Raw genomic sequence first — 25,426 nt, 5'->3', positions numbered from 1 at the left:
TCGTCGCAGGCCGGACATCGGGGAAGACAAACCCCGTTCGCGCAGGTACGGTCCATCGAGCCGCCGTCACGGCCCGATGTGACGGGCGGCGTGGCGTCAACGGGGAGGCGTGACGATCATGACGGCTGGCTACGGTTCGGCTGGCTACGGTCCGGCGGACGGGGAACCGGCGGACGGCCGGCCCCGCGACGCGGAAACGCCCGCCCCGGCACCGGACCGACCGGGTCCGCTACCCCCGCGGATCGAGCCGCCCCGGACCGGGTCGGCCTGGCCGGCGGCACCGGCGCCCGGCGTTCCCGCGCAGCCGGGCCCGCCCGTGCCGCCCGGCGTTCCCACCCAGCCCGGCGCGTTCGCGCACCCCGGCGTTCCCGCGCAGCCCGGCGCGTTCGAGCAGTCCGGCGTTCCCGCCCAGCCCGGCGGGCCGGTCCAGATGGGCGGGCCCGGCGTGCTGCCGCACCCGGCCAACCCCGCGGCGGCCCCGGCGGGCTGGCCGCCCGCCGGCCCGCCGGCTCCGGCGTGGCCGGCGAGCGGGCCGGGGTATCCGGTGCCGGGCGCCGTGCCGCCGCCGCGAGCCCGCCGCCGGCGCTGGCTCACCGTGACCGCCGCGCTGGTCGTGCTGGTGTTGGCCGGGTTGGCCGGCTTCCAGGCGTACCAGATCGACCGCCTGACCGACCGCCTCGCGGCCACCGACCGCCGGCTCGCGGAGGCCCAGAGCGGCGACGGGAGCCGTTTCGACGGCCTGGAGAAGCGGGCGGAGGCGCTCGAGAAGCAGGCCGGGGCGACCTTCAACCCGGAGGCGGTGGCGAGCGCCGTGCTGCCCAGCGTGTTCCGGGTCCGGGCCGGCCAGTTCACCGGCACGGCCTTCGCCATCGGCAAGCCGGCGGCCGGCGGCGGGACGAACCTGTTCACCAACTTCCATGTCGTGGAGGCGGTCTGGGACAGCGGCGGCCGGGAGGTCTTCCTGGAGCGCACCGACCAGCGTTTCCCGGCCACCATCGTCAAGGTCGACAAGACCAACGACATCGCCCACCTGCGTACCACCGGCAAGTTCAGCGGCCTGGCCGCCGCGCCCGACGCGCTGAAGTCCGGCCAGCAGATCGTCGTGGTCGGCGCGCCGCTCGGGCTGGAGGACAGCGTCACCACCGGCGTGGTGAGCGCGATCCGCAAGGCCGAGCCCGGCGGCCCGCCGGCGATCCAGTTCGACGCCCCGATCAACCCCGGCAACTCCGGTGGCCCGGTGATCAACGGCAACAAGCAGGTGGTCGGTATCGCCACCGCCAAGGCCCGTGACGCCGAGGGCATCGGCCTCGCTGTTCCCATCAAGACCGCCTGCGACGGTTTCAAGATCTGCTGACGGGCGCTCGCGCCCCGATCCACCTGCCGCAGACCACACCACGGCCGTGTCCGGCCGCGCGTTCGAGCCCGGCCGGGTCCGTACCACCCGGCCGGCACCTGCCCACCCACCTGAGGTCCGTCGCGCCCGACCGGCGCGGGGACCAGCACACCTTGGAGGAGAACCATGTCCGAGCCACCGACCGGGCCGCAGGGCAACCCGCCGGCCGCGCCCGGTCAGCCGCCGTCCGGCGGCACGCCGTACCCGCCGCAGCAGCCCGGGCCGCAGAACGACGCGCAGCAGACGGTCCCGCAGCAGACCGTCCCGCAGCAGCCGGTCGCCCAACAGCCGGTCCCCCAGCAGGCGGTCCCCCAACAGCCGGGTCCGCAGTACGGCGCCGGGCAGCCGGCGCCGCAGCAACCTGGGCCCTACGGCTCCGCCACCCCGGAGCCGCCCACCGTGCCGTACTCGGCGCCGCCCGCTCCGGCCGGGTACGCCGTGCCGGCCAGCGTCCCGCCGTACGGTGGTCCGATCTCCGGGCCCCCGGTCGCCGGGGTCGAACACCCGATGTCGGCGCCACCGGTGTCCGGCCCGGCCTACGCCCAGCCGATGTCCGCGCCGCCGGTCTCCGGCCCCGCCTACGGGCAGCCGATGTCCGCGCCGCCCGGCTTCGTCCCGCCGTACGGCCCGGCCGCCCCGGTCGCCCGCAAGGGCCGCGCGGTGCTGATCCTGGCCCTGGTGGCCGGTCTGCTGTTCGTCCTCGGCGGCGTGATGACCGGCCTCTACGTGACCAAGGGCAACGAGCTGGACCGGACCGAGCGGCGGCTCACCGGCCAGGTCAGCGAGCGGGACGGCACGATCGCGGCGAACGCCAAGGAGATCGAGAAGCTGAAGACCGATCTCCAGGGTGTGCAGGACAAGCTGGCCGACACCGAGCAGGATCTGACCGGCACCCGCAACGACCGTGACGAGCAGGCCCGGCAGAAGAAGGTCATCGCCGACTGCCTGGACAAGCTGACCACCGCGCTCGGCGCCGCGTCGGTCGGCAACAAGGCCGAGTACGACAAGGCCATGAAGGGCCTGGACAAGGTCTGCGACGAGGCCGAGAACTACCTCTGACCGGCCTGCCCGGGGTCAGGCCGCGCCGGCGGGGCGACGCTCCGGCAGCGCGGTCACCCCGGGCGGCGGCAGCCCGGCCGTCGACGCCAGCAGCGCGCACCAGGCCAGCAGGTGCGGTGCCAGGTCGTCGTCGACCGGCGTCCACGAGGCGCGGATCTCGATGTCCCCGACGGCCGGTGGGCCGGCCAGGTCACCGAACCGGGTCGACATGGTCTGGGTGACCGTCCCGCCGACGGCCCGATGACCGGCGCCCTGGGCGTCCAGCGCGTCGGTCAGCCAGGTCCAGCCCACCCCGGGCAGCAGCGGGTCGGCGGCCAGATCGACCTCCAGCTCGGCGGTCACGTACGTGACCAGCCGCAGCGTGCCCTGCCACACCTCGTGCCCGGCCGGGTCGTGCAGCAGGATCAGCCGCCCGGTGGTCACCTCGTCGCCGTCGCGCTGCACGCTGGCGGAGAGCGCGAAGGCGTACGGGGCGAGCCGCTGCGGCGCGCCGACCTCCTCGAGCACGATCTCCGCCCGGGGCGCCGCGGATCGGAGCCCGGCGACCGCGCGGGCGAACGTCTCCGGAAGCGCGATCGGGGGGGCCATGTCGGCAGCCTAAGCCGCTGTCCCCGCCGGGGCGGCGACGGCGCGCCGACTTGTCGTCGGGCGCGGCGGGTCACAATGCGGGGCGGGGGCCGCTGGGGCGGCTGTGGGCCGTGGCACGATGGCCGCGATGACCACGGACAGCACGGGCACCGCAGCCCGAGACGGAGCCCCCGCCCCCGCCCTCGCCGGACCGGGCGACTCGCCCTTCGTCCGCGCCTGCCGACGTCAGGCCGGCCCGCACACCCCGGTCTGGTTCATGCGCCAGGCCGGTCGCTCGCTGCCGGAATACCGGGAGATCCGGGCGAACGTGGCGATGCTGGAGTCCTGCCGCCGGCCCGACCTGGTCACCGAGATCACCCTCCAGCCGGTACGCCGGCACGGCGTGGACGCCGCGATCCTGTTCAGCGACATCGTGGTGCCGGTCGCCGCCGCCGGAGTGGACCTGGACATCGTGCCGGGCACCGGACCGGTGGTGGCCGAGCCGGTGCGCACCGCCGAGGACGTCGAGCGGATCCGCCCGATCAGCCGTGACGACGTCCCGTACGTGGACGAGGCCGTCCGTCAGCTCGTCACCGAGCTGGGCGACACCCCGCTGATCGGCTTCGCCGGCGCGCCGTTCACCCTGGCCAGCTACCTGGTCGAGGGTGGCCCGTCGCGCACCCACGCGAAGACCAAGGCGCTGATGTACGGCGACCCGGAGCTGTGGCACGCGCTCTGCGCCCGGCTGGCCGAGATCACGCTGGCGTTCCTGCGCGTTCAGGTGGCGGCCGGGGTCTCCGCGGTGCAGCTCTTCGACTCGTGGGCCGGCGCGCTGTCGCTGGCCGACTACCGCCGCTACGTGTTGCCGCACTCGACGACGGTGCTGGCCGGGCTCGCCGACGCCGGGGTGCCGCGCATCCACTTCGGCGTGGGCACCGCCGAGCTGCTCGGCGCGATGGGCGAGGCCGGCGCTGACGTGGTCGGCGTCGACTGGCGGACGCCGCTGGACGTCGCCACCCGCCGGATCGGCCCGGACAAGGCCGTGCAGGGCAACCTCGACCCGGCCGTGCTGCTCGCCGACTGGCCGGTGGTCGAGGCCGAGGTGCGCCGGGTGCTGGCGGAGGGGCGGGCCGCTCCGGGGCACGTGTTCAACCTCGGGCACGGTGTGCTCCCGGAGACCGACCCGGACGTGCTGACCCGGGTGGTCGCGCTCGTGCACGAGCTGACCGCCGGTCCGGACGACCGGGGCTGAGCGGCATGCGGCGGCCGTGGCGGGTGGCGGTGGTCGGCGGCGGGATCGCCGGGCTGGCCGCCGCCGTCCGGTTGCGCGACGAGGCGCCCGCCGGCACCGAGATCACGGTGTACGAGCAGTCCGGCGCGCTCGGCGGCAAGCTGCGCACCGGTGAGCTGGCCGGCGGGCCGGTCGAGTTCGGCGCCGAGTCGTTCCTGATGCGCGACCCGGCCGGCGGGGAGTCCGCCGCCGTGGCGCTGGTCCGCCGGCTCGGGCTGGCCGACCGGATCGTCCATCCCACGGTCGGGCAGGCCGCGCTCGCCGTCGACGGCGGGCTGCGCCCGATCCCGGGCGGCACGCTGGTCGGCGTACCCGGGGATCTCGACCGGGTGGCGACGGTGGCGACGCCGGCCGCGGACGCCGACCGCGACGAGGGCCGTGCCCTGCTCGGCCCGGACGAGGACGTGGCGGTCGGTGCCCTGGTCCGCTCGCGGTTCGGCGACGAGGTGGTGGACCGCCTGGTCGACCCGATGCTGGGCGGGGTGTACGCCGGCCGGGCCGACGATCTCTCCCTGGTCACCACGATGCCGGCACTGGCCCGGGCGGCCCGGGCGGAGCACACTCTGGTCGGCGCGGTCCGCGCCGCGCAGGCCGCCGCGCCGCGCGCCCCGGGCGCGCCGGTCTTCGGCACCCTGGCCGGCGGGCTCGGCACCCTGGTCGAGGGCGCGGCGCGGGCCAGCGGCGCGACGATCCGCCGGGACGCGGCGGTGCGGGAGCTGCGCCCGACGCCGGCCGGCTGGCGGCTGACCGTCGGCCCGACCCGGGATCCGGAGGACGTCGAGGTCGACGCGGTGGTGCTCGCCGTGCCGGCCCGGCCGGCCGCCCGGCTGCTCGCCGGGCCGGCCCCGGAACTGGCCGGCACCGTGGGCGGGCTGGACTACGCGAGCGTCGCGCTGGTCACCCTGGCGCTGCCCGAGCCGGCGCTGCCCGAGCTGTCCGGCTTCCTGGTGCCCGGCACCGAAGGGCTGCTCGTCAAGGCGTCGACGTTCTTCACCACCAAGTGGGGGCACCTGCGCCGCCCGGACGGCGTGGCCCTGGTTCGCGCCTCGGTCGGCCGGTACGGCGAGGAGGCGTCGCTGCAACGCCCGGACGAGGACCTGGCCGCGACCGTGCACCGGGAGCTGTCGGCCGTGCTCGGCACCCCGCTGCCCGCTGCGGTGGACGGGCACGTGCAGCGGTGGGGCGGGGCGCTGCCCCAGTACACGCCGGGGCACACCGACCGGGTGGCCGGCGTCCGGGCCGCGCTGCGGGCGAGCCACCCGACGCTGGCCCTGGCCGGCGCGGGGTACGACGGGGTCGGCATCCCGGTCTGCGTCCGTTCGGGTGAGACGGCGGCCGACGAGATCATCACTGCACTGGGAGGATCGGGGAGATGACCGAGCAGACCAACGCTGCCCGGCTGCGCGAGCTGAACGCCAGCATCCGCTACACCATGTGGTCGGTGTTCCGGGCCAACAGCCCGCTGCCGTCCCTGCGGGACAACGTCACCGCCGAGGTGCAGGCGCTGTTCGAGGAGTTGGCCGGCAAGGACGTCGTGGTCCGCGGCACGTACGACGTGGCCGGGCTGCGCGCCGACGCGGATCTGATGATCTGGTGGCACTCGGCCTCCAGCGACGCGCTCCAGGACGCGTACCTGCGGTTCCGGCGTACCACGCTGGGCCGGGCGATGGCCCCGGTCTGGTCGCAGATGGCCCTGCACCGGCCGGCCGAGTTCAACAAGAGCCACATCCCGGCCTTCCTGGCCGGGGAGAAGGCGCGCCGTTACGTCTGCGTCTACCCCTTCGTCCGCTCCTACGAGTGGTACCTGCTGCCCGACGAGGAGCGGCGCGAGCTGCTCGCCGAGCACGGCCGGTTGGCCCGCAACTACCCCGACGTGCGGGCCAACACGGTGGCCTCGTTCGCGCTCGGCGACTACGAGTGGATGCTCGCCTTCGAGGGCGACGAGCTGCACCGGATCGTGGACCTGATGCGCGACCTGCGCGCCTCGGGCGCGCGCCGGCACGTCCGGGAGGAGATCCCCTTCTTCACCGGCCGCCGCCGCTCCATCGCCGAGATCGTGACCTGCCTGGTCTGAACGGCGCGGCAGGGCCGCCGCTGACGCTGTCCGTACAGCGGCGGGCCCGCCGACGGCTCGACGGCGACCGCGACGTCCCCCTGGCTGGTGGTCCCGTGGCGTTACCGCGACGCCGGCCGGCCGGTGGTCAGCGGGTTGGTTCGCGGCGCATCGGGGTGTGCGGGATGCCGTCCTCGACGTACTCCGGGCCGGAGACGGTGAAGCCGTGCTGCGCGTAGAAGTCGACCAGGTAGGACTGGGCCTCCAGCACGCAGGGGCGGCCGCCCACGACGGCGAGCGCCTCGGTCATCAGCCGGCCCGCGTGTCCGCCGCCGCGCGCGGACGGGGCGACGACCACCCGGCCGATCCGCGCCACGCCCCCCGGATCGGCCAGGATGCGCAGGTACGCCAGCGGCGCACCGCCGTCGGTGAGCCAGAGGTGCCGGGTGCCCGGCTCGACGTCGCGCCCGTCGAGTTCCGGGTAGGGGCAGTTCTGCTCGACCACGAACACGTCCAGCCGCAGCTTCAGCAGGTCGTGGAAGGTGCGGGTGTCCAGGTCGGTGAAGGCGGCGGTGCGGACCTCGGTCGTCTGCGACGGCATCCTGCGATGGTAGGCCGCCGGCCTGTCCGGCCCGGTGCTACGTCCCGGCGCCGTGACCCGTGCCGTCACCGCCGTCGCGCGCCGCGCCGGCCAGTTCCCCCGGCGGCGCGACCGGCGTCGTCGACGGCGGCGCGGGGTTCCGGTCCGGCGCCAGGTACGTCGCCGCGACCGCGGCCAGCAGCAGCACCCCGCCGAGGAGCACCGGGGTCGGCAGCGGCTCGTCCAGGAGCGCCACGGCGAGCGCCGCCGCGGTGAGCGGTTCCACCAGGGTCAGCACCGCGGCGACGCTGCCCTCGGTGGTGCGCAGCCCGGCGTAGAAGAGCGCGTACGCGATCGCGGTGGTGACCACCCCGAGGTAGAGCAGCAGGGCCACCACGTCGGGGCGGACCGGCACCGCGGCACCGGCGGCGAGCGCGAACGGGGCGAGAGCCAGCGCGCCGATCACCATCGAGATCGTGGTCAGCGTCATCGGCGCGGTGTGCCGCGAGACGTTCCGGCTGACGATGGTGGTTGCGGCGTACCCGAGGCCGGACCCGGCCGCCGCGAGCAGGCCGAGCAGTGGTCGCGGCGCCGCCGCGGTGGGCTGCGCCGCCGCCCCGGTGATCAGGACGAGACCGACGACCGCGGCCCCGAGCGTGCCCAGCCGGACCGGTCTGGGCGCCCGCCGGACGCGGACAGACTCCCAGGCCGCGGTGAGCACGGGGGCCAGGCCCAGGCTGACCACGGTGGCCACGCCGACCCCGGCCAGCGCGACGGCGGCGAAGTAGAGCGCCTGGTAGAGGCCGAGCCCGACGCCGGTGAACAGCAGCGGCAGCGGGGTGGCGCGCAGCGCGGCCAGCATCGGGCGCAGCCGTGCGGCGGCGACTGCCGTGAGGACGAGCGCGGCGATCGCCAGGCGGTGGAAGCCGATGGCCACCGGGTTCAGGCCGGTGGTGTCGTGGACGAGATGTACGACGACTCCGGTGGTGCCCCACAGCACTCCGGTGACGGTGATCTGGATCAGTCCGGTGCGGTCGTGGTTGACCGCCGTCCGGCGGGCGGACGGCGTGCGACGAGAGGACATGCGTGCGCTCCGAGAGGGTGAGCCGCTGACGGGGACGACGTCGGCGGAGCGCACACGACGAGAAGGCCGACCCGGGTCACCCGGTCGGTGGCAGGCGCGGCGCTCCGGTCAGGAGCGCGGCGGGGGCAGGACGCCCGGGAACGGCTGCATGCGACGACCGTATCCCAGCGGGTGCCTCAGGCGGGGCGGGCGCCGACCGCGTCCCGGATCTCGGCGCCCTTGGCGCCCTCGACGGCCCGGGCGCAGTGCCCGGAGCAGAAGAAGCGGCCGGAGACCTCGACGCCGTGCCCGACGATCTTGATCTGGCAGTGTTCGCAGATCGGCGCCATCTTGTGGATCGCGCACTCGAAGCTGTCGAACGTGTGCGTGTCGCCGCTGACGGTCCGTACCTCGAACGCCATCCAGTAGTCGTTGCCGCAGACCTCACAGGTTGCCACGAGAAACCCCCCGATTCAGGACATGTACTCCCAGGGTGCGGCAGTCCTCGCCGCTGTTGGGCGAAATGGCGCAAGCCGGCCCGCCCGGGCGGCGTGTCGGCTCCGGCGTGTCGGCCGTTAGGCCTGGTGAGCGTCCCTCGAAGCCCCTGGAGGTCCCCCCGTGATCAAGCGCAACAAGCTCTTCGGCAACAAGACCCGGGTCACCTTCTGCCTTCCGGGGGACGCCCCGGCCGGCACGGTGAGCGTGGTCGGCTGCTTCAACGGGTGGGAGCCGGGACGGCACGAACTCGTCGCCCGCCGGGACGGCACCCGGACGGTGACCGTGCGGCTCGGGCCGGGCGAGTACCGGTTCCGCTACCTGGCCACCGGCGGGGTCTGGCTCGACGACGAGACGGCCGACGGGGTGGACGAACGGGGCTGCACCCTGGTGCTGTGACCGCATTCGCGTCTGACGATGTATTTATCGATGACGGTCTTTACTGTTAACAAAGTTTAAATTATGTTGGGGGGCACCTTCACCAGGCAGAGGAGGTGCCACCATGCGTCGAAGAATCACCGTCCCCCTCGTGGCGGCCGGTGCCGTCGTGTCCTCGCTGGCCGTCGCGGCGCCGGCGCAGGCACACGGCTACGTGTCGTCCCCACCCAGCCGGCAGGCGCTCTGCGCGCAGAACCGGGTCCCCGACTGCGGGCAGATCAAGTACGAGCCGCAGAGCGTCGAGGGCCCGAAGGGGCTGCGCAACTGCCACGCCAACATCGCCCACTTCGCGGTCCTGAACGACGACAGCCGCGGCTGGCCGGCCACCTCGGTCGGCAGCACGGTGACGTTCACCTGGATCAACACCGCGCGGCACGCCACCAGCAACTGGGAGTACTACATCGGCAACACCCGGGTCGGCGTGGTCAACGGCAACGGCCAGCAGCCCGGCGCCACGGTCTCGCACACCGTCAACCTCGGCGGCTTCTCGGGACGGCAGAAGATCCTCGCCATCTGGAACATCGCCGACACGGCCAACGCGTTCTACTCCTGCATCGACGTGCAGATCGGCGGCGGCGGAGGCCCGGGCCCCACCCCCACGCCCACCCCCAGCCCGACGCCCACGCCGCGTCCGACGCCCACGCCGACCAACCCGCCCGCCAGCGGCACTTGGACGGCGGGTCGCGCCTACCAGGTCAACGACCAGGTCACCTACAACGGGATCAGCTACCGGTGCCGGCAGGCGCACACCGCCATCGCCGGCTGGGAGCCGCCGAACGTGCCGGCGCTCTGGAGCCAGATCTGACCGTCCGGGCGCGGCCCGTACCGGCACCGGGCCGCGCCCTCCTTCGGGCCGGAAGATCGGAGGACGGCATGACGCGTCTGTCCGTGGTGACCCCACTCGTCGCCCTGCTGCTGACCGCCGGCTGTGCCGTCGGCGCGTCGGCGCCGCCCACAGCGACCCCGGCAGTCGGCGCCACACCCGGCGCGTCCACCGCGCCGGAGCTGAGCGGCATCGACCGGCTCTTCCTGACGATGATGGTGGCGCACACCGAGCAGACCCTGGAGATCGTGCGGCTGGCCCGCGACCGGGTGACCGACGCCGAGCTGCGGACCCTGGTCGCCGCGATCGACGTCACCGAGGCGGACGAACTGGCCACCATGCGGGACTGGCTGCGCTCCGCCGGTCCGTCGGCCGGCCCCGGCCGCCACGCGCACGACGGCCACGGGGTCACCGCCGAGGAGCTCACCCGGTTACGGACGGCCAGCGGCCCCGACGCCGACCGGGTGCTGCGCGAGGTGCTCGGCGCCCACCAGCGGTCGGCGGCCGACCTGGCGCGGGCGCACCAGGCCGCCGGCACCGATCCCGGCGTGCGTGACCTCGCGCGGCGGATCGAGCAGTCGCGCACCGCGGAGGTGCGGCTCCTGGCGGGCTAGCCGGCCACCCGCCTTCCGTCGACCGGGCACCGGTCGCCGGTCAGCGCGGCTCGAGGCGGATGGAGACCGAGTTGACGCAGTGCCGGGTGTCCTTCGGGGTGAAGCCCTCGCCGTGGAAGACGTGCCCGAGGTGGCTGTCGCAGCGGGCGCAGCGGATCTCCGTACGGACCGTGCCGAGGGAGCGGTCCTCGATCTCCTTGACCCGACCCGGGATGGCGTCGTCGAAGCTCGGCCAGCCGCAGTGCGAGTCGAACTTGGTGTCGCTGGAGAAGAGCTCCAACCCGCAGGCCCGGCAGTGGTAGACCCCCGGCGTCTTCGTGTCGACGTACTCGCCGGTCCACGGGCGCTCGGTGCCGGCCTCGCGCAGGACCCGGAACTCCTCCGGGGTCAGCCGGACCCGCCACTCGTCCTCGGTGCGGGGCAGTTCGGTGTCGTCAAGACTCACCCGCCAACGGTACGCCCCACGTCGTACCGGTCGCATATGGTCGCCTGATGGGTGGCACCACGAAGGCCAGCGTCACCGAGATCGAGGTGGCGGGGCACACCGTCCGACTGACCAGCCCGGACCGGGTGATGTTCCCGCGGCGGGGGTTCACCAAGGCCGACGTCTTCAGCTACTACCTCGCGGTGGGCGACGGGATTATGCGTGCACTGGGCGAGCGGCCGACCACGTTGCAGCGCTTCCCCGAGGGGATCGAGGGGGAGATGTTCTTCCAGAAGCGGGTGCCGGCCCGGGGCGTGCCCCCGTGGGTGGCGACCGCCGAGATCAGCTTCCCCAGCGGCCGGACGGCGGCCGAGCTCTGCCCGGCCGACCTGGCGCACGTGGCTTGGGCCGCGCAGATGGGCACCGTCGTGTTCCACCCGTGGCCGGTCCGCGTCGGCGACGTCGACCGCCCCGACGAGCTGCGCATCGACCTCGACCCGCAGCCGGGCACCGACTTCGCCGACGCGGCGCAGGCCGCCGGTGAGGTGCGTGCCGTGCTCGACGAGCTGGGGGCGACGGGGTGGCCGAAGACCTCCGGCGGCCGGGGTGTGCACGTCTATCTGCGCATCCACCCCCGCTGGACGTTCACCGAGGTGCGGCGGGCCACGATCGCGCTGGCGCGCGAGGTCGAACGCCGCCGGCCGGAGCTGGTCACGACCGCCTGGTGGAAGGAGGAGCGCGGCAGTCGGGTCTTCGTCGACTTCAACCAGATGGCACGGGACCGCACGATCGCCTGCGCCTACTCGCTGCGGGCCAACGCCCGGGCCACCGTCTCCACCCCCGTCACCTGGGACGAGCTACCCGACGTCGACCCGGACGACTTCGACCTGGCGACCGTCCCGGCCCGGCTGGCCGAGCGGGGCGATCCGCACGCCGGCATCGACGACGCCCCGTGGGACATCACCCCGCTGCTGGAGTGGGCCGACCGGGACGCGGCCGCGGGCCAGGGCGACATGCCGTACCCGCCGGACCACCCCAAGATGCCCGGCGAGCCGAAGCGGGTCCAGCCCTCCCGGGACCGCGACCGTCCGCGCTGACCCGACCCTGCCTCGGGTGGCCGTGCGGGCCACCCGGAAGACGGCAGCGAGGCGATAACGATCATGTAACGGGCGCGAACCTTTCCCACCGCGTGACCGCTTTCCCTGATCGTCGGCCCGACGGGGGCCAGGGGAGGGCGTCGGATGAAGCTGGTGTGGAGGCGGGCCCGCGAGGCACGGGGGCTGCTGGCGGCTGCGGTGATCGCCGCGCTCGTCGCGGTCGCGTTGGTCACCGGGCTCTCCGACTACAGCCGGCGTTCGGTGGCCGCCGGCCAGAAGGCCCTGCTCGCCGGCGCGCCGGTCGAGGAGCGCAGCCTGCTGGTCAGCGGCTCCGGTGGCCGGGACGCCGCGGAGTTCACCAACCGCGACCGGACCGTCCGCGACGGCCTCACCGCCGCCTTCGGTGGTGCGCCGACCACCGTGAACGGCGCCCGCTACGGCAGCGGCCGGGAGCTCACCGGAGACCTCGGCCCGGCTTCCCGGAGCGGCGACGACCCGATCTTCGCCAACCTGGCCACGCTCGACGACCTGCCGGCCCACGCCGAACTGGCCAGCGGTGCCTGGCCGACGCCGGGGGCGGCACCGCTGCAGGTGACGCTGCCGGAGAAGGTGGCCGCCGGGCTCGGGCTGACCGCCGGCGCACCGATTCCGACGCTCGACCGCAGCTCGGGCCGCCCCAGCCAACTGGTGCTCGCCGGGACGTGGCGGCCGCGCGACGCCAGCGACCCGTACTGGCGGCTGGCGCCCGGAGTGGGAGCGGGCAGCGCCGCCGAGTCCACCACCTCGTACGGGCCGTTCGTGCTCGACCGGGCCGACTTCGCGGCGACGTTTCCGGGTTCGGTGTCGGCGTCCTGGGTGGTCGAGCCGGATCTCACCGCCGTGGGGGCGGACCGGCTGCCCGGACTCTGGCCGGCGGTGAACGCCGCCCTCACCGAGGTGCCCGAGGCGGCCGGCCTGGGCTCCTCCGCGCAGACCATCACCACGATGGGCCGGCTGCTCGACCGGATCCCCCGGGCCGACCTGGTCGGCCGCTCGTCGCTGGCCACCCCGCTGCTGCTGATCGTGGTGCTCGGCGGGTACGCCCTCGTGCTGGTCGCCGCACTGCTGAACGAGGACCGGCGGAGCCAGACCGCGCTGCTGCGGGCCCGCGGCGCGGCGCGCCGGCAACTGGCCGGGCTGGCCGCCCGGGAGGCCACCCTCGTCGTGCTGCCGGCCGCCCTGCTCGGGCCGCTGTTCGCCAGCGAGGCGCTGCGGCACACCGACACCGGGAGGGCCGCCGGCACGGCACTCGTCGGCGGCGACGCCACCCTGCTCTGGACGGCGGCGCTGGCGACCGCGGTCGGTTGCCTCGTCGCGATGGTCGCGCCCACGCTGCGGGGGGCGGGCACGTACGTGGCCGACATGGCGGCCCGGTCCCGACCCAACCGGGCGGCGAGCGTCCAGCGAGCCAGCGTCGACGTGCTGCTGGTCGCGCTCGCCGTGCTGGCCTGGACGCAGCTGCGCCAGTACGACTCGCCGCTGGCCGGCGCCGGGGAACGCCTCGGGCTCGACCCGCTCCTGGTCGCGGCGCCGACACTCGGCGTGCTGGCCGGCGCGGCGGTGGCGTTGCGGCTGCTCCCGCCGGCCACCCGCTTCGCTGAGCGGTTCGTCAACCGCAGGCTGTGGACCGCCACCATGTTCGGCATGTGGCAGGCGGGACGGCGCCCGCACGCCGGCCCGGTGCTGCTGCTCGCCCTCGCCGTGGGCGGGAGCACCCTGGCCTGGTCGCTGGTCAGCACCGGCGAGCGGTCCCAGGGCGAACAGGCCGACCACACGGTCGGCGCCGACCTTCGGGTGACCGAACGCGCCGGGGCGGCGCCGCTCGGGCGGGCCGGTGAGCTGGCCACGCTGCCGGGCGTGCGGCACGTGCTGCCGGCCTGGCGCGACGAGGTACGGATCGGCCGGGACAGCCTGCCGGTCACGGTGGTGAGCCTCGACGCGGCGAACGCGGCCGGGACGGTGCGGCTCAGCGACCGCCTGACTGACGAGTCCGCGGCAGCGGTCTTCGACCGGCTGGCCCGGGACCGGGCCGCCCCCGCGGGAGTGGCGCTGCCCGCCGGCACCCGGGCGCTGACCGGCACCATCCGCACCCCGGTGCGGGAGTCCGTGCGGGCGCACCAGATCGCCGTCTCGGTGCTGCTGACCCGGGCCGACGGGCTTGCCCTGCGACTGCCCGCGGTCAGCGCCGAGAGCGACGGCCGGCCCGCCCCGTTCACGCTCGAGTTCCCGGAGGGGGCCGGCGATCTCCGGTTGGCCGGGTTCGTGGCGGACGCCGGTGACGCGGCCGGCACCGCGTACCGGCTGGAGGTGACCGACCTGCGGGTCGTGGGCGCGGACGGCGCGGCCCGACCGGCGCAGCTCGGCGACGCCTGGGCGGGGATCAGCGGCGACGGGGGCGAGCAGCCCCTGGTCTCCCGCACCCCCACGGGCCTGGACGTCGACCACAAGATCGAGCTGAGGCCGGGCGGCCGGTTCGCGTTCCAGCCGTCGTCCCGGTTCGCCGTCGTGCCGACCGGTGAGAACCCGCCGGTGCCGGCGCTGATGACCCCGGCGGTACGCGAGGCGCTGAGCCTGAAGCCGGGGGACACCTTCAAGTTGGCCCTCTCCGGGGCGACGGTGCCGGTGAAGCTGGTCGGGGAGATCGACGCAGTGCCGGCCACCGCCGGGAACGGCATGCTGCTGGACCTGCCCGCCGCGATGGACTGGCTGGTCCGCGCCGAGGGCACGGTCCGGCCGGTGTCCGAGTGGTGGCTGGGCACCGGCGACAGCGGGCACGCCGAGGCCCTGCGCGCCGCGGCGGCGCTGCCGCACACCGCCGTGCTCGATCGGCGTGAGGTGGCCGAGGCCGCCGCGCACGACCCGTACTGGCGGGGCGCTCGCACCGCGCTGCTCGCCGCCGCGCTCGGTTCGGTGCTACTGGCCCTGGTCGGGCTGATGGTGGACGTCTGGGCCACCGCCCGACACCGGTTGACCGAGTTCGCCGTCCTGCACACACTCGGCGCGACCCCACGGCTGCTGGCCCGGGCGCTGCTCGCCGAGCAGACCTTCCTGGCCGGGATCGGGGTCGGGGTCGGGCTGCTGCTCGGGGCGGTCGTGGGCGCGACCATGGCGCCGCTGGTCATCCTCACGCCGGCCGCCGGTCGGCCGGTGCCCGAGGCGGCCTTCACGCTGCCCTGGGCGCCGATCGGGCTGACCGCGCTCGGCCTGCTGCTGGCGGCGCTCGCCTTCAGCGCGTTCATCGCCGTCGGCATCCGGCAGCGGGTGGCGGCGGCGCAGCTTCGGATCGGGGGAGATCGGTGACCGGGTGCAGCGGACGGACGGAACGCGCGGAGGTGGTCCGATGAGCATCGGCGCGGTCGCCCGCCGGGTCCGGGCGTACGGCGGGCAGTTCCTCCTCCTGGCGGTGCTGACGGTGCTCGTCACCCTGCTGATCAGCGGGGTGCCCCGGGTCACGAACCGGCTCGCCGAGCAGGGACTCCGCGAGCAGATCGCGGCCGCCCCACCGGCGCAACGGGATCTCACCTACTCCACGGCACCGGTGACCAGCGGGGGCAACGGCACCTCCGTGATGGAGGCGCAGCAGCGTGAACTCGGGGCGTTGCAGTCGGCGATGCCGGCGGACGTGCGGGACCTCGTCGCGCAGCGCTGGTACGCCGCGGAGAGCGAGCCCGGCCGGCTGACCGGCCCGGACCTGAGAGCCCGGAACCTCCTGGTCGACCTGGTCCTGCGGGCCACGCCCGGGATCGAGGAGGCCGGCACGCTGGTCGACGGACAGTGGCCGCGGGGCAGTACGACGCCGGGGCAGCCGGTGCAGGTGGCCCTCGTCGAGGAGGTCGCGCGGAAGCTCAACCTGCGGGTCGGCAGCCGCCTGAACCTGGCCGCCCTGCGCGGGCCGGGCCGCCCGACCCCGGTGACCGTCGTGGGCGTCTTCCAGCCCCGCGACCGCGCGGACGGGATCTGGGACGCGTTGCCGCAGACGCTGCAGGTCGAGGAGCCGCCGGGCGACGGGATGCCGTTCGTGGCGGTGGGCGTCGTCGACGGACCCGACCTGGACCGGCAGGCCGCCGCCGATTGGCCGGTCCGGTTCAGCTGGCGGTATCGGCTGGGCGTGGACGGCCTCGACGTTCGACGGCTGGACCAGTTGATCGACGGTGTCCGGGAGATGGCGCGGACCAGCCCCGGGGGCCGGTCCCTGGTCCAGGGCGTCGACATCCCGCTCGGGAGGTTCGCCGCCGCGCTGGCCGCCGCGCGTACGGTTCTCGCGGTGATCGGTGCCGGCGTCCTGGCGACCCTGGGCGGGCTGGTCGTGCTCGCCTCCGCGCTGGCGATGCGCCGCCGGCGGCACGAGTTCGTGCTGGTACGCGCCCGGGGCGGGGCGGCCACCGCCGGCGCGCGCCGGAGCCTGGCCGAGTCGCTGCTGGTCATCCCGCCCGCGGCGGCGGTGGGCTGGCTGCTCGGCGGGCTGGTCCCGGGGCCGTCCGGCGACACCCTGATGATGGCGGTGGCCGCGACCGTGCTGCTCACCCTGGCCCTGCCGGTCGCCACGCTCCTCCTGCCGACCGGGAACACCGGGCGGCGTGACCCGGTCCGGTTGCGGCCCTCCGCCCGCCGGGCGACCGTCGAGGTGTTCCTGCTGCTGCTGGCCGCGCTGGCGGTCGTACTGCTGCGTCGCCGCGGCCTCACCCTCGGCGAGCTCGATCCGCTGCTGGTGTCGGTGCCGGTGCTGCTGGCCGTCGCCGCGGCGGTGCTGGCGCTCCGCGCGTACCCGTGGCCGCTGCGGCTGGCCAGCCGGATCGCCGCGCGGACCCGCGGCAGCGTCGCCTTCCTGGGCACCGCCCGGGCCGGCCGGTCCGTGGCGGCCGCCCCGCTGGTCGTCGTCGTGCTGGCCTTCGCCACCGCGGCGTTCTGCGCGGTGGTCGCCGCCGGCGTCGAGTCGAGCCGGGACCGGGCGACCAGCGGCTCACTGCCCGCGGACGCGCTGATCCGCGGCGACCGGCTCGCCCCGGAGACGGCTGCCGAGCTGGAACGACTGCCCGGGGTGACCGACGCCGTGCCGCTGGCCTACCAGTCGGCACAGCGGATCGCCCGGGACGCGGGCGGCACGGACGCCCAGGTCGGCACCGCCAACCTCCTGCTGGTCGACGGGCCGGAGCTGGCCCGCATCGTCCGGGAGACCGGCGTCGACCTGTCGGTGCCGGCGGTGCTGCGGAGCGCCGGCCGATCGGACGGACCGGTGCCCGCGGTGGTCTCCCCGGCGGTCGCCGACGACCTCGCCCGGGAGGGCCTCGACGGTTCCGCGTTCATCTCGGTCCAGGGCGTGCGGTACGAGTTCCGGGTGGCCGGTGGGATGTCGTCCTTCCCGCTGGCCGGCGCCGAGAGCGGCCGGTTCGTCATCCTGCCGTGGCAGGCGCTGCCCGAACGCCCCAACGTCCCGGTGCCGTCCGGCTTCCTGGTCGCCGGCGACGACCTCGACGCGGAGGCGCTGCGGCGGGTCGGCGACGAGGGGCAGTCCCGCTACCAGAGCAGCGGGGTCGTCACCGGCGGCGAGCGCCCCCGTGGCGTGGAGGTGCTCACCTGGGCGGAGACCCGCCGGCAGGTGGGTGGTGGCGGCGCGAACGGCCTGCTGGTGTTCGGCTTCCTCGCCGGAGCGGCCGGCGGGACCGCGCTCGGCCTGCTCGCCATCGCGTTCACCGTGCTGGCCGGCGCCCGCGCCCGCGGCCAGGTGCTGTCCCGGCTCCGCACGCTCGGCCTGTCGAGCCGGCAGTGGCGGGGCCTGCTGCTGGTCGAGTTGGCGCCGCTGGTCGGCGTCTCGGTGCTCACCGGCGCGCTGGTGGGTGCCGTGCTGCCGCTACTGCTCACCCCCGTACTCGGCCTGACCGCCTTCACCAGCGGCGCCCCGGTCCGGGTGGCGTTCGAGCCCGGCCTGGTCGCCGCGGTGCTCGCGCTCGGGGTGGTCGCCCTCGGCATGGCCGTCGCCGTCGAGGCCCTGAACAACCGCCGGCTGCGCCTCGGTGAGGTGCTCCGGCTCGGAGAGGAGAGCTGAGATGACCGCTACCGCCCAGACGCCGGTCGTGCCGGACCTGGCCGCCCTGCACCAGCGCGCCGCGCAGCGCGCGGCCGAGCGGGCCGGCGGCCAGGACCGGCTGCGCGGCCACATCGTGTGCGACGGACTGGTCCGCATCTTCAAGACCGAGGGGGTGGAGGTGGTCGCCCTGCAGGGGCTCGACCTGGTCATCGACCGGGGCGAGCTGGTGGCGATCGTGGGGGCCTCCGGCTCCGGCAAGTCGACGCTGCTGAACATCCTCTCCGGGCTGGACACCCCGACCGCCGGCATCGCCCGGGTGGCGGACTACGACCTGCTCAACCTCTCCGCCAAGCGGCGGCTGAGCTACCGGCGGCAGAAGGTCGGGTTCGTCTGGCAGCAGACCGGGCGCAACCTGCTGCCGTACCTGACCGCCCAGGAGAACGTCGAGCTGCCAATGCAGCTGGCCGGTCGGCGTGGCCGGCGGGCCCGGCGGGAACGGGCCCGCGAGCTGCTCGACCTGGTCGGGGTCGGCTACTGCGCGGACCGGCGGCCGGGCCAGCTCAGCGGCGGCGAGCAGCAGCGCTGCGCGGTGGCCGTCGCGGTGGCCAACGACCCGGAGGTGCTCTTCGCCGACGAGCCGACCGGCGAGCTGGACGAGGCCACCGGCGCCGAGGTCTTCGCCGCGCTGCGCACCATCAACGCCGAACTGGGCGTCACCATCGTCGTGGTCACCCACGACCAGGCGGTGGCCAGCCAGGTCCGGCGTACCGTCGCGATCCGCGACGGCCGGACCGCCTCGGAGGTACGCCGGACGGCGCGGATCCACGACGACGGCCGCACCGAGCTGGTCAGCGAGGAGTACGCGGTGCTCGACCGGACCGGCCGGATGCAGTTGCCGGCCGCGTTCGTCGAGGCGCTGGAGATGCGGGACCGGGTGCGGCTCAACCTGGAGCCGGACCACGTCGAGGTGCGGCCGGGCGACCAGCCCCGCACGGAACGGGAGGCGGGGGCATGAGTGGACGGGACGTCGCGGGGACCGGGCAGACCGGTGGTGCGGTGGGCACCGTGCCGGTGGGATCGGAGTCGCCCGACCCTCGGCGCACGGGGCGCTACGAGGAGGTGGTCCGGGTCGAGGGGGTGAGCCGGACCTTCGGCCGTGGGGAGCGGGCCGTACAGGCGGTGCGGAACGTCTCGTTCAACGCCGGGCGGGGCGAGCTGGTCGCCATCCGGGGCCGCTCCGGCGCGGGCAAGACCACGCTGCTGAACCTGGTCGGCGGGCTCGACCGGCCGGACAGCGGCCGGGTGACGGTGGCCGGTCACGAGGTGACGGGCGCGGCCGAGCGGGAGCTGCTGGAGCTGCGGCGCGGCACCATCGGCTTCATCTTCCAGACCTTCGGTCTGGTGCCGATCCTCTCCGCCGCCGAGAACGTCGGCGTGCCGCTGCGGCTGGCCAAGGTGCCGGCGGCGCAGCGGGAGGAGCGGGTGGCGGTGCTGCTCGAACTGGTCGGGCTCGGCGGGCACGCGGCGCAGCGGCCGTACGAGCTGTCCGGTGGGCAGCAGCAGAGGGTGGCGGTGGCCCGGGCGTTGGCCAACGAGCCGGATCTGCTGATCGCCGACGAGCCGACCGGTCAGCTCGACTCCGAGACCGGGCGTTCGATCATGGACCTGCTCCGGGCGGTGGTGCGGGCGCGCGGGGCGACCGTGCTCGTCGCCACGCATGATCCGGCCCTGATCGAGCTGGCCGACCGCACCCTGACGCTCCGCGACGGCCGCCTGTCCGACGGCTGATCCACCTCGGCTCCGTGGTCAGAGCGGGAGCTTCATGCCCTCGTGACTGGCCACGAAGCCGAGGTTCAGGTAGAAGCGGTGGGCGTCGTGGCGGGACTTGTCGGTGGTGAGCTGGACCAGGGCGCAGCCCCGCTGCTTCGCCTGGTCGATCGCCCAGGTCATCATCAGCCGTCCGAGCCCCTGCCCGCGCCGGTCGGAGCGAACCCGCACCGACTCGACCAGCGACCGCTCGGCGCCGTGCCGGCCGAGGCCCGGGATGTAGGTGATCTGGAGGCAGCCGACCAGCTCACCCTCCTCGTCGGCCACGATCAGCTGGTTGCGCGGGTCGGCGGTGATGTCCGCGAACGCCTTCTCGTACGCGGCGTCGACCTCGGTGAAGTCCCGCGCCTTGCCGAGGACGTCGTCGGCGAGCAGGGCGATGACGGTGGGCAGATCGGCCCGGACCGCCTCCCGGAAGATCACGTCAGTCATGCGGTGAGCCTGGCACACCGACGGCGGCCGATGGGCGGGCGCCGGTTGCGACGACGGGGCAGCATGGACCGGCATGGACGCCCTGCTGTTGCCGTTCCGGTGGATCTACCGAGCGCTGGTCTGGTTCGCCAACTCACCGCGGACCCTGATCGTCTCGTACCTGCTGATGATCGTGGTGGCCGGCGTCATCTACGCCGAGGTGGAGAAGCGCGACCCCGCCGACGCGGTCTGGTGGGCGGTGGTCACCGCGTCCACCGTCGGGTACGGCGACATCTCACCGACCACCTGGCAGGGGCGCACCCTCGCCGCGCTGCTCATCTCGACCATGGTGCTGCTGGTCATTCCGCTGATCACCGCGCACTTCGCCAGCCGGCTCATCGTCGACGACGACGCGTTCGAGCACGAGGAGCAGGAGCAGCTCAAGGCCGACGTCCGGCGGACGCGTGCGCTGCTGGAGGAGTTGGCCAGCCGGCACGGCATCGAGCTGCCGCCGGAGGAGCCGGCCCGGCCGGTCAGCGGGCCGGGCAGCGCAGCCCCGCCGTGGGAACGGTCAGCCCGATCACGTAGGCGTCGACGGCGTTGGTGATGCACGTGGTCTGGGGGTAGGCCGTGTGCCCCTCGCCCTCCCAGGTGAGCACCCGGCCCACGCCCAGCATCGAGGCGAGCGCTCCGGTCTGCTCGTAGGGCGTGGCCGGATCGCCGGTGGTCCCGACGACCACGATGGGCGGCGCTCCGGCGGCCGCGCCGGTCGGGTACGGGTCCCGCCCGCCCGGCCACTCGACGCAGCTGAGCAGGCCCACCGCCAGCGCCGGCCCGAACAGCGGGTACTTGTCCCGCCACTCCGACTGCAGCTGGCGGATGCGCGCCAGGCTCGGCTTCTCGTCCTCGTCCGCGCAGTTCACCGCCAGGTTCGCGTCGAACAGGTTCGAGTAGCGGCCGTCGTCCTCCCGGCCCGCGTACGCGTCGGCGAGCCGGAAGACCTCCGCCGGGTCGCCGCCGTCGAGCCGGTCGATCGCGCGGGCCAGCTCCTGCCAGCCGGTCTCGGTGTAGAGCGAGGAGATGACGGCGTAGAAGACCCAGCCGGCGGTCGCCTCCCGCCCGTCGGCGCCGCGCACCGGTGACACCCGCGCCTTGTCGATGGCCGATGTCACGGCGGCCCGGGCGTCGGGAGCGATCGGGCAGCGCCCGGCGTTCGCCGCACACCAGCGGGTGAAGTTGCCGAACGCCCGCTCGAAGCCCTTGGCCTGGCTCTCCGAGCCGGCCACCAGGCCCTGCCGGGGGTCGACCGCGCCGTCGAGGACCAGCGCCCGGACCCGCTGCGGATAGAGCTGGGCGTAGGTGGCGCCGAGCAGCGTGCCGTAGGAGTAACCGAGGTAGGTCAACTTGTCGTCACCGACGGCGCCGCGGACCGCGTCCATGTCCCGGGCGGCCTGCTCGGTCGCGTAGAGCGGAAGCTGGTCGCCGTACTTGTCGCCGCAACCGCGCCCGATCCGCTGGCTGAGCGCGGCGAAGCCGTCGAAGGACGCCTGGCTGCGGGGGTCGGGGTCGTAGCCGAAGCTGGCGTCCAGGTCGGCGTCGGAGATGCACTTCACCGGGCTGGACCGGGCCACCCCGCGCGGGTCGAACCCGACGATGTCGAACCGCTCGGTCACCGCGGCGGGCAGCCCGCCGAACGCCGGCCCGAAGGAGAGGTAGACGGCGGTGTCCACCCCGGAGCCGCCCGGACCGCCGGGGTTGATCACCAGCGAGCCGATCCGGTCGCGCTGCTTGGTCGAACGGGCCCGCAGCAGGGCGATCTCGAACGTCTCGCCCGCGCCCGGGCCCGCCGTGGCCCCGCCGCCGGTGCCCCAGTTGCGCGGCACCGCGATGCGGGCGCACTCGTAGCGCATGTCCGGCGCTCCCCGACCCACCAGCTCTTCGGCGACCTCCGGGCAGGCTCGCCAGGTCGGCGCGGTGCCCGGGGCGGCGGCCTCGCCGTCGGTGTCGGTGCGCGGCGCGAACGCGGGCAGGGTACAGCCGGCGGTGAGCAGCGCGGCGACGGCGAAGGCGGCGAGGGTGCGGCGGACCCGTTGGATCCGGTCGGCGGTGCGGGACACGAGTGGGCCTCCGTGATCGTTTCGCGGTCAGGCTACGCGGGGCCGGCGCTCGCCGGCGCCGCGGTGGCCGTCGGGTCGCCCCGCAGCACCTGGTCCACGTCGAACCGCACCGGGCGGTCGAGCTGGTCGTAGCCGCAGGAGCGCGGGTCCCGGTCGGGCCGCCAGCGGACGAACTGCGCGGTGTGCCGGAACCGGTCGCCCTCCATCGCGTCGTAGCCGACCTCGAGCACCAGCTCCGGGCGCACCGGCTCCCACTCCAGGTTCTTGGTGCCGGTCCACCGGCTCACCCCGCCCGGGATGCGCTGGCCGCGCTCGTGGTCGCCGTGCACCCACGGGTGCTCGCCGCCGGTGTCCCGGTAGGGGGCCAGCTCCTCCAGCAGCTCGGCTCGGCGGGCCATGCTGAACGACGCGCTCACCCCGACGTGGTGCAGGACGCCGTCGGTGTCGTAGAGGCCGAGCAGCAGCGAGCCGACCACCGGGCCGGACTTGTGCCAGCGGAAGCCGGCCACCACCACGTCGGCCGTGCGGGCGTGCTTGACCTTGAACATGAGCCGCTTGCCCGGCTCGTAGGGCAGGTCGGCCGGCTTGACTATCAGGCCGTCCAGGCCGGCGCCCTCGAAGACCTCGAACCAGCGGTGCGCGGTCTCGGGGTCGGTGGTGATCTGGGTGACGTGCACCGGCGGGCGCACCCCCACCAGCGCCTGCTCCAGCCGGGCCCGGCGCCGCGGGTAGGGCTGGTCGAGCAGCACCTCGTCGTCGATCGCCAGCAGGTCGAAGGCGACGAAGGCGGCCGGGGTGGTCTCGGCCAGCAGTTTCACCCGGGACGCGGCCGGGTGGATGCGCTGGCCGAGCAGCTCGAAGTTGAGCCGGGCCTGCCCGCCCGGGCCGTCCCGACGGATCACGATCAGCTCGCCGTCGACCGCGCAGCGCTCCGGTAGCTGCCGGCGGGCCTGCTCGACGACCTCCGGGAAGTAGCGGGTCATCATCTTGCCGCCCCGACTGGCCAGCTCGACCTCGTCGCCGTCGCGGAAGATGATGCACCGGAAGCCGTCCCACTTCGGCTCGTAGGTCATCCCGGGCGCGGTGGGGATCCGCGGGACGCTCTTGGCCAGCATCGGCTCGACCGGCGGATTGATCGGCAGCTCCACGGCGACCAGTCAACCAGACGGTGCCGACAGCCGTGAGGCACATCACGGCCCGACGGACGGCGTCGTGTCCGCGACCGTCCCTCCCGTCACCGGCGGGCGAATCAGGAAGCCGCAGGTCAGAGCTAGTTTCGCCGGGTGCCGGAGTGGAGTTGTGGCTGCTGCGGGCGCTACCGGGTGAGCGTGGAGCTGATCCGGGGTCGCTACCGCTACCGGCTCGTGCACCGGTACCCCCGGGAGTTCGGCGGCGGCAAGAACGTGCTCGGCGAGGTCGGGTCGATCACCGAACTGGAGGACCTGCTGCGCCGGCACACCCCGGTCACCCTCGCCGACCTGCACGAAGCCGCCTAGAGCAGGCCGCCGACCGTACGCTGGCCGGCAGACGAGCGTGGAGGTATCCGGCATGCCGGCACTGACCTACCCGGACGTCGGCGCCACCCGCACCGGCGCGTTGCCGCCGGGCTGGCGGCACGTCCGCCACCGGGTCCGGCTGCCCGACGGCTGCTACCCGGTGGCCGGCGCGGCCGTGCTCGGCTGGCGGCTGCACCGGGCGGCCGGGATCCGGATCGAGGCGGACGCACCCCGGGCGGCCCCCGGCGTGCGGGTGGTCTCCGGGCTGGGCGTCGGCCCGTTGCGGCTGCGTGCCCCGTGCGAGGTGGTCTGGGTCGCCGACGACGGACGCCGGATCGGCTACGGGTACGGCACGCTGCCCGGGCACCCGGCGCGCGGCGAGGAGGCGTTCGTGGTGAGCCGCGACGACGCCGGGCGTGTCTGGTTCGAGGTCGTGGCGTTCAGCCGGCCGGCCGGGTGGCTGATGCGGCTGGCCGGGCCGCTCGGGCGGGGCTTCCAGCACGCCTACGCCTGGTGGCTCGGCCGGACCCTGCGCCAGCTCTGCGCCCGGCCGTGACCGGGCGTGGTCGCGGGGTGGCGGCGGTCAGAACCGGGCGAACGAGCGGATCGGCGCCCGTGGCCCGTACTTCGGTGCCTGGATGCCGGCGGCCTCCAGCAGCACGCAGACCCGACCGCGGTGGCCGCGGAACGGCTCGAGCAGCGCCAGCATCCGGGCGTCGTCGGCGCGCGGCTCGCCGGCGAGGGCCCAGGCCACCGTGTTCGGGACGTGGTAGTCGCCCACGCTGACCGCGTCCGGGTCGCCGTACGCCACCCGCACCACCTCGGCGGCCGTCCACGGACCGATACCGGGCACGGCGGTCAGCCGGCGGGTCGCCTCGGCGGCGTCCGCGCAGCGCTCCAGCCGGTCCGCGACGGCCGCCGCGCGGCGCAGCGTGTCCGCGCGGCGCTGTTCGACTCCGAACGGGTGGAAGACCCAGTAGGGCGTGGCGGCGATCGCCGCGGCCTCCGGCGGGAGCAGCAGGCGCATCGGCCCGGGTGCGGGCTCGGCGAAGTGCCGGACCGTGGCGGCGTACGCGCGGTACGCCTCCTTGCCGGTCACCTTCTGCTCGAAGACCGCCCGCAGCACGCGGGGGAAGACCAGTCCGGTGGCCGGCATCCGCAGCCCGCCGTGCTCGCGGGCCAGCCGGGCGACCAGCGGGTGTGTCGCGGCCAGCTCGGCGAAGCCGGTCAGGTCGTCGCGGAGGCCGGCGATGGCGTCGGCGTGGTCCACCACCCAGTCGGCGCCCGGGCCGTACCCCTCGGCCAGCAGCTCGCCGTCGCTGGGCCGCAGGGCGAGCGTGGCCGGGCCGGCGGGGGTGCGGGCGGCCCACCAGAAGGTGCCGGCGGTGATCCGGGCGCACGGGTCGTACGGGCTGAAGGTCAGCGCGCGGACCGAGGCGGCGAGGCGGTAGCCGGTGGGTGGGCGCAGCGCCCGGCGCGCGGTCGGCTCGGTCCCGGTCATCCCGCCACTGTGCCAGAGAGGCGACCTGCGCCGACGGCGCGGGACGCCGGTGTGTCCGGCGTCCCGGCGTGACGGTGGCCGGCCGCGCCCTCCCCGGCTGCGACCGACCACCG

The 25,426-nt window shown here is 75.1% G+C and carries 25 protein-coding genes; 16 read left to right on the top strand and 9 right to left on the bottom strand.

Translation table 11 applies throughout. The features are described 5' to 3' along the window. Nucleotides 1–118 precede the first annotated feature (118 nt). Both O7603_RS13140 and O7603_RS13135 read left to right on the top strand, forming a co-directional pair. Nucleotides 119–1,354: a trypsin-like peptidase domain-containing protein gene (locus O7603_RS13140; RefSeq protein WP_281575993.1), complete on the top strand. Its 1,236-nt coding sequence runs from the start codon at nucleotides 119–121 to the stop codon at nucleotides 1,352–1,354. Between the two features lie 165 nt (nucleotides 1,355–1,519). Beyond that, on the top strand, nucleotides 1,520–2,452 hold the full coding sequence (locus O7603_RS13135) for a hypothetical protein (protein ID WP_281575992.1): 933 nt from the start codon (nucleotides 1,520–1,522) through the stop codon (nucleotides 2,450–2,452). Between the two features lie 15 nt (nucleotides 2,453–2,467). Here O7603_RS13135 and O7603_RS13130 read toward each other — a convergent pair whose 3' ends face one another. Beyond that, nucleotides 2,468–3,040, bottom strand: a complete 573-nt coding sequence (locus O7603_RS13130; RefSeq protein ID WP_281575991.1) for a DUF3000 domain-containing protein — start codon at nucleotides 3,038–3,040, stop codon at nucleotides 2,468–2,470. A gap of 118 nt (nucleotides 3,041–3,158) precedes the next feature. Between O7603_RS13130 and hemE the strand changes: the two genes are divergently transcribed. Genes hemE through hemQ form a run of 3 tightly spaced genes read left to right on the top strand, consistent with a single transcriptional unit; the run spans nucleotide 3,159 to nucleotide 6,384 of the window. Then, nucleotides 3,159–4,271, top strand: a complete 1,113-nt coding sequence (hemE, locus tag O7603_RS13125) for a uroporphyrinogen decarboxylase (RefSeq protein WP_281575990.1) — start codon at nucleotides 3,159–3,161, stop codon at nucleotides 4,269–4,271. 5 nt (nucleotides 4,272–4,276) lie between these two features. After that, on the top strand, nucleotides 4,277–5,686 hold the full coding sequence (gene hemG, locus O7603_RS13120; protein ID WP_281575989.1) for a protoporphyrinogen oxidase: 1,410 nt from the start codon (nucleotides 4,277–4,279) through the stop codon (nucleotides 5,684–5,686). Next, nucleotides 5,683–6,384, top strand: coding sequence for a hydrogen peroxide-dependent heme synthase (hemQ, locus tag O7603_RS13115; RefSeq protein WP_281575988.1), 702 nt, complete (start codon nucleotides 5,683–5,685; stop codon nucleotides 6,382–6,384). The genes hemG and hemQ overlap by 4 nt, the downstream gene beginning before the upstream one ends. Nucleotides 6,385–6,511: 127 nt before the next feature. Here the strand turns inward: hemQ and O7603_RS13110 are convergent, their stop codons facing one another. From O7603_RS13110 to O7603_RS13100, 3 genes are all read right to left on the bottom strand, one after another. Next, nucleotides 6,512–6,964 (bottom strand): GNAT family N-acetyltransferase, encoded by a 453-nt coding sequence (locus tag O7603_RS13110; RefSeq protein WP_281575987.1) that lies wholly within the window; start codon nucleotides 6,962–6,964, stop codon nucleotides 6,512–6,514. Nucleotides 6,965–7,001: 37 nt separating this feature from the next. Next, the gene (locus O7603_RS13105) at nucleotides 7,002–8,027 is read right to left on the bottom strand and encodes an EamA family transporter (RefSeq protein ID WP_281575986.1); all 1,026 of its coding nucleotides are present in this window, start codon (nucleotides 8,025–8,027) and stop codon (nucleotides 7,002–7,004) included. 176 nt (nucleotides 8,028–8,203) lie between these two features. Continuing rightward, nucleotides 8,204–8,464, bottom strand: a complete 261-nt coding sequence (locus O7603_RS13100) for a Prokaryotic metallothionein (protein WP_281575985.1) — start codon at nucleotides 8,462–8,464, stop codon at nucleotides 8,204–8,206. A gap of 160 nt (nucleotides 8,465–8,624) precedes the next feature. Here O7603_RS13100 and O7603_RS13095 point away from each other — a divergent pair, with 160 nt between their 5' ends. From O7603_RS13095 to O7603_RS13085, 3 genes are all read left to right on the top strand, one after another. Beyond that, nucleotides 8,625–8,900: an isoamylase early set domain-containing protein gene (locus O7603_RS13095; protein ID WP_281575984.1), complete on the top strand. Its 276-nt coding sequence runs from the start codon at nucleotides 8,625–8,627 to the stop codon at nucleotides 8,898–8,900. Between the two features lie 103 nt (nucleotides 8,901–9,003). Further along, on the top strand, nucleotides 9,004–9,744 hold the full coding sequence (locus tag O7603_RS13090; RefSeq protein ID WP_281575983.1) for a lytic polysaccharide monooxygenase: 741 nt from the start codon (nucleotides 9,004–9,006) through the stop codon (nucleotides 9,742–9,744). A 68-nt stretch (nucleotides 9,745–9,812) separates the two neighbouring features. Then, nucleotides 9,813–10,376, top strand: a complete 564-nt coding sequence (locus tag O7603_RS13085; RefSeq protein ID WP_281575982.1) for a DUF305 domain-containing protein — start codon at nucleotides 9,813–9,815, stop codon at nucleotides 10,374–10,376. Between the two features lie 40 nt (nucleotides 10,377–10,416). Here O7603_RS13085 and msrB read toward each other — a convergent pair whose 3' ends face one another. Beyond that, nucleotides 10,417–10,821 carry a peptide-methionine (R)-S-oxide reductase MsrB gene (gene msrB, locus O7603_RS13080; RefSeq protein ID WP_281575981.1) on the bottom strand — a complete coding sequence of 135 codons (405 nt, stop codon included), beginning with the start codon at nucleotides 10,819–10,821 and terminating at the stop codon, nucleotides 10,417–10,419. Between the two features lie 47 nt (nucleotides 10,822–10,868). Between msrB and ligD the strand changes: the two genes are divergently transcribed. The 5 genes from ligD to O7603_RS13055 all read left to right on the top strand — a co-directional run bounded on the left by ligD (nucleotide 10,869) and on the right by O7603_RS13055 (nucleotide 19,749). After that, a complete protein-coding gene (gene ligD / locus O7603_RS13075; RefSeq protein ID WP_281575980.1) occupies nucleotides 10,869–11,897 on the top strand; it encodes a non-homologous end-joining DNA ligase in 1,029 nt (342 codons plus the stop codon). A 144-nt stretch (nucleotides 11,898–12,041) separates the two neighbouring features. After that, a complete protein-coding gene (locus O7603_RS13070) occupies nucleotides 12,042–15,236 on the top strand; it encodes an ABC transporter permease (protein WP_281575979.1) in 3,195 nt (1,064 codons plus the stop codon). Nucleotides 15,237–15,276: 40 nt separating this feature from the next. Continuing rightward, nucleotides 15,277–17,979 (top strand): FtsX-like permease family protein, encoded by a 2,703-nt coding sequence (locus O7603_RS13065; protein ID WP_281575978.1) that lies wholly within the window; start codon nucleotides 15,277–15,279, stop codon nucleotides 17,977–17,979. A gap of 1 nt (nucleotide 17,980) precedes the next feature. Further along, nucleotides 17,981–18,976 (top strand): ABC transporter ATP-binding protein, encoded by a 996-nt coding sequence (locus O7603_RS13060; RefSeq protein ID WP_281575977.1) that lies wholly within the window; start codon nucleotides 17,981–17,983, stop codon nucleotides 18,974–18,976. Next, nucleotides 18,973–19,749, top strand: coding sequence for an ABC transporter ATP-binding protein (locus O7603_RS13055; RefSeq protein ID WP_281575976.1), 777 nt, complete (start codon nucleotides 18,973–18,975; stop codon nucleotides 19,747–19,749). Before O7603_RS13060 ends, O7603_RS13055 begins: the two co-directional genes overlap by 4 nt. An 18-nt stretch (nucleotides 19,750–19,767) precedes the next feature. Here the strand turns inward: O7603_RS13055 and O7603_RS13050 are convergent, their stop codons facing one another. Beyond that, nucleotides 19,768–20,220: a GNAT family N-acetyltransferase gene (locus O7603_RS13050; RefSeq protein ID WP_281575975.1), complete on the bottom strand. Its 453-nt coding sequence runs from the start codon at nucleotides 20,218–20,220 to the stop codon at nucleotides 19,768–19,770. Nucleotides 20,221–20,293: 73 nt separating this feature from the next. Here O7603_RS13050 and O7603_RS13045 point away from each other — a divergent pair, with 73 nt between their 5' ends. Then, a complete protein-coding gene (locus O7603_RS13045; RefSeq protein WP_281575974.1) occupies nucleotides 20,294–20,806 on the top strand; it encodes a potassium channel family protein in 513 nt (170 codons plus the stop codon). Here O7603_RS13045 and O7603_RS13040 read toward each other — a convergent pair. Further along, nucleotides 20,733–22,295: an alpha/beta hydrolase gene (locus O7603_RS13040; protein WP_281576680.1), complete on the bottom strand. Its 1,563-nt coding sequence runs from the start codon at nucleotides 22,293–22,295 to the stop codon at nucleotides 20,733–20,735. The genes O7603_RS13045 and O7603_RS13040 overlap by 74 nt on opposite strands. Before the next feature lie 53 nt (nucleotides 22,296–22,348). Continuing rightward, a complete protein-coding gene (locus O7603_RS13035) occupies nucleotides 22,349–23,464 on the bottom strand; it encodes an ATP-dependent DNA ligase (protein WP_281575973.1) in 1,116 nt (371 codons plus the stop codon). Between the two features lie 135 nt (nucleotides 23,465–23,599). On the opposite strand from O7603_RS13035, the gene O7603_RS13030 reads away from it, so the two are divergent. After that, entirely contained in the window at nucleotides 23,600–23,812 is a 213-nt protein-coding gene (locus O7603_RS13030; RefSeq protein ID WP_281575972.1) for a hypothetical protein, read from the top strand. Between the two features lie 52 nt (nucleotides 23,813–23,864). Further along, nucleotides 23,865–24,368: a DUF1990 domain-containing protein gene (locus O7603_RS13025; RefSeq protein ID WP_281575971.1), complete on the top strand. Its 504-nt coding sequence runs from the start codon at nucleotides 23,865–23,867 to the stop codon at nucleotides 24,366–24,368. 27 nt (nucleotides 24,369–24,395) lie between these two features. Here the strand turns inward: O7603_RS13025 and O7603_RS13020 are convergent, their stop codons facing one another. Then, nucleotides 24,396–25,313, bottom strand: a complete 918-nt coding sequence (locus tag O7603_RS13020; RefSeq protein ID WP_281575970.1) for a DNA-3-methyladenine glycosylase 2 family protein — start codon at nucleotides 25,311–25,313, stop codon at nucleotides 24,396–24,398. Nucleotides 25,314–25,426 lie beyond the last annotated feature (113 nt).

The sequence above is a fragment of the Micromonospora sp. WMMD812 genome (genome assembly GCF_027497215.1).
In the GTDB taxonomy this organism is placed as follows: domain Bacteria; phylum Actinomycetota; class Actinomycetes; order Mycobacteriales; family Micromonosporaceae; genus Micromonospora.
This window is presented reverse-complemented; position numbering and strand designations above follow the sequence as displayed.

Coding starts and splice junctions, on each gene's coding strand:
- O7603_RS13140 (WP_281575993.1), top strand. CDS start 119: ATGACGGCTGGCTACGGTTCGGCTGGCTACGGTCCGGCGGACGGGGAA.
- O7603_RS13135 (WP_281575992.1), top strand. CDS start 1,520: ATGTCCGAGCCACCGACCGGGCCGCAGGGCAACCCGCCGGCCGCGCCC.
- O7603_RS13130 (WP_281575991.1), bottom strand. CDS start 3,040: ATGGCCCCCCCGATCGCGCTTCCGGAGACGTTCGCCCGCGCGGTCGCC.
- hemE (WP_281575990.1), top strand. CDS start 3,159: ATGGCCGCGATGACCACGGACAGCACGGGCACCGCAGCCCGAGACGGA.
- hemG (WP_281575989.1), top strand. CDS start 4,277: ATGCGGCGGCCGTGGCGGGTGGCGGTGGTCGGCGGCGGGATCGCCGGG.
- hemQ (WP_281575988.1), top strand. CDS start 5,683: ATGACCGAGCAGACCAACGCTGCCCGGCTGCGCGAGCTGAACGCCAGC.
- O7603_RS13110 (WP_281575987.1), bottom strand. CDS start 6,964: ATGCCGTCGCAGACGACCGAGGTCCGCACCGCCGCCTTCACCGACCTG.
- O7603_RS13105 (WP_281575986.1), bottom strand. CDS start 8,027: ATGTCCTCTCGTCGCACGCCGTCCGCCCGCCGGACGGCGGTCAACCAC.
- O7603_RS13090 (WP_281575983.1), top strand. CDS start 9,004: ATGCGTCGAAGAATCACCGTCCCCCTCGTGGCGGCCGGTGCCGTCGTG.
- O7603_RS13085 (WP_281575982.1), top strand. CDS start 9,813: ATGACGCGTCTGTCCGTGGTGACCCCACTCGTCGCCCTGCTGCTGACC.
- ligD (WP_281575980.1), top strand. CDS start 10,869: ATGGGTGGCACCACGAAGGCCAGCGTCACCGAGATCGAGGTGGCGGGG.
- O7603_RS13070 (WP_281575979.1), top strand. CDS start 12,042: ATGAAGCTGGTGTGGAGGCGGGCCCGCGAGGCACGGGGGCTGCTGGCG.
- O7603_RS13065 (WP_281575978.1), top strand. CDS start 15,277: ATGAGCATCGGCGCGGTCGCCCGCCGGGTCCGGGCGTACGGCGGGCAG.
- O7603_RS13060 (WP_281575977.1), top strand. CDS start 17,981: ATGACCGCTACCGCCCAGACGCCGGTCGTGCCGGACCTGGCCGCCCTG.
- O7603_RS13055 (WP_281575976.1), top strand. CDS start 18,973: ATGAGTGGACGGGACGTCGCGGGGACCGGGCAGACCGGTGGTGCGGTG.
- O7603_RS13050 (WP_281575975.1), bottom strand. CDS start 20,220: ATGACTGACGTGATCTTCCGGGAGGCGGTCCGGGCCGATCTGCCCACC.
- O7603_RS13045 (WP_281575974.1), top strand. CDS start 20,294: ATGGACGCCCTGCTGTTGCCGTTCCGGTGGATCTACCGAGCGCTGGTC.
- O7603_RS13025 (WP_281575971.1), top strand. CDS start 23,865: ATGCCGGCACTGACCTACCCGGACGTCGGCGCCACCCGCACCGGCGCG.
- O7603_RS13020 (WP_281575970.1), bottom strand. CDS start 25,313: ATGACCGGGACCGAGCCGACCGCGCGCCGGGCGCTGCGCCCACCCACC.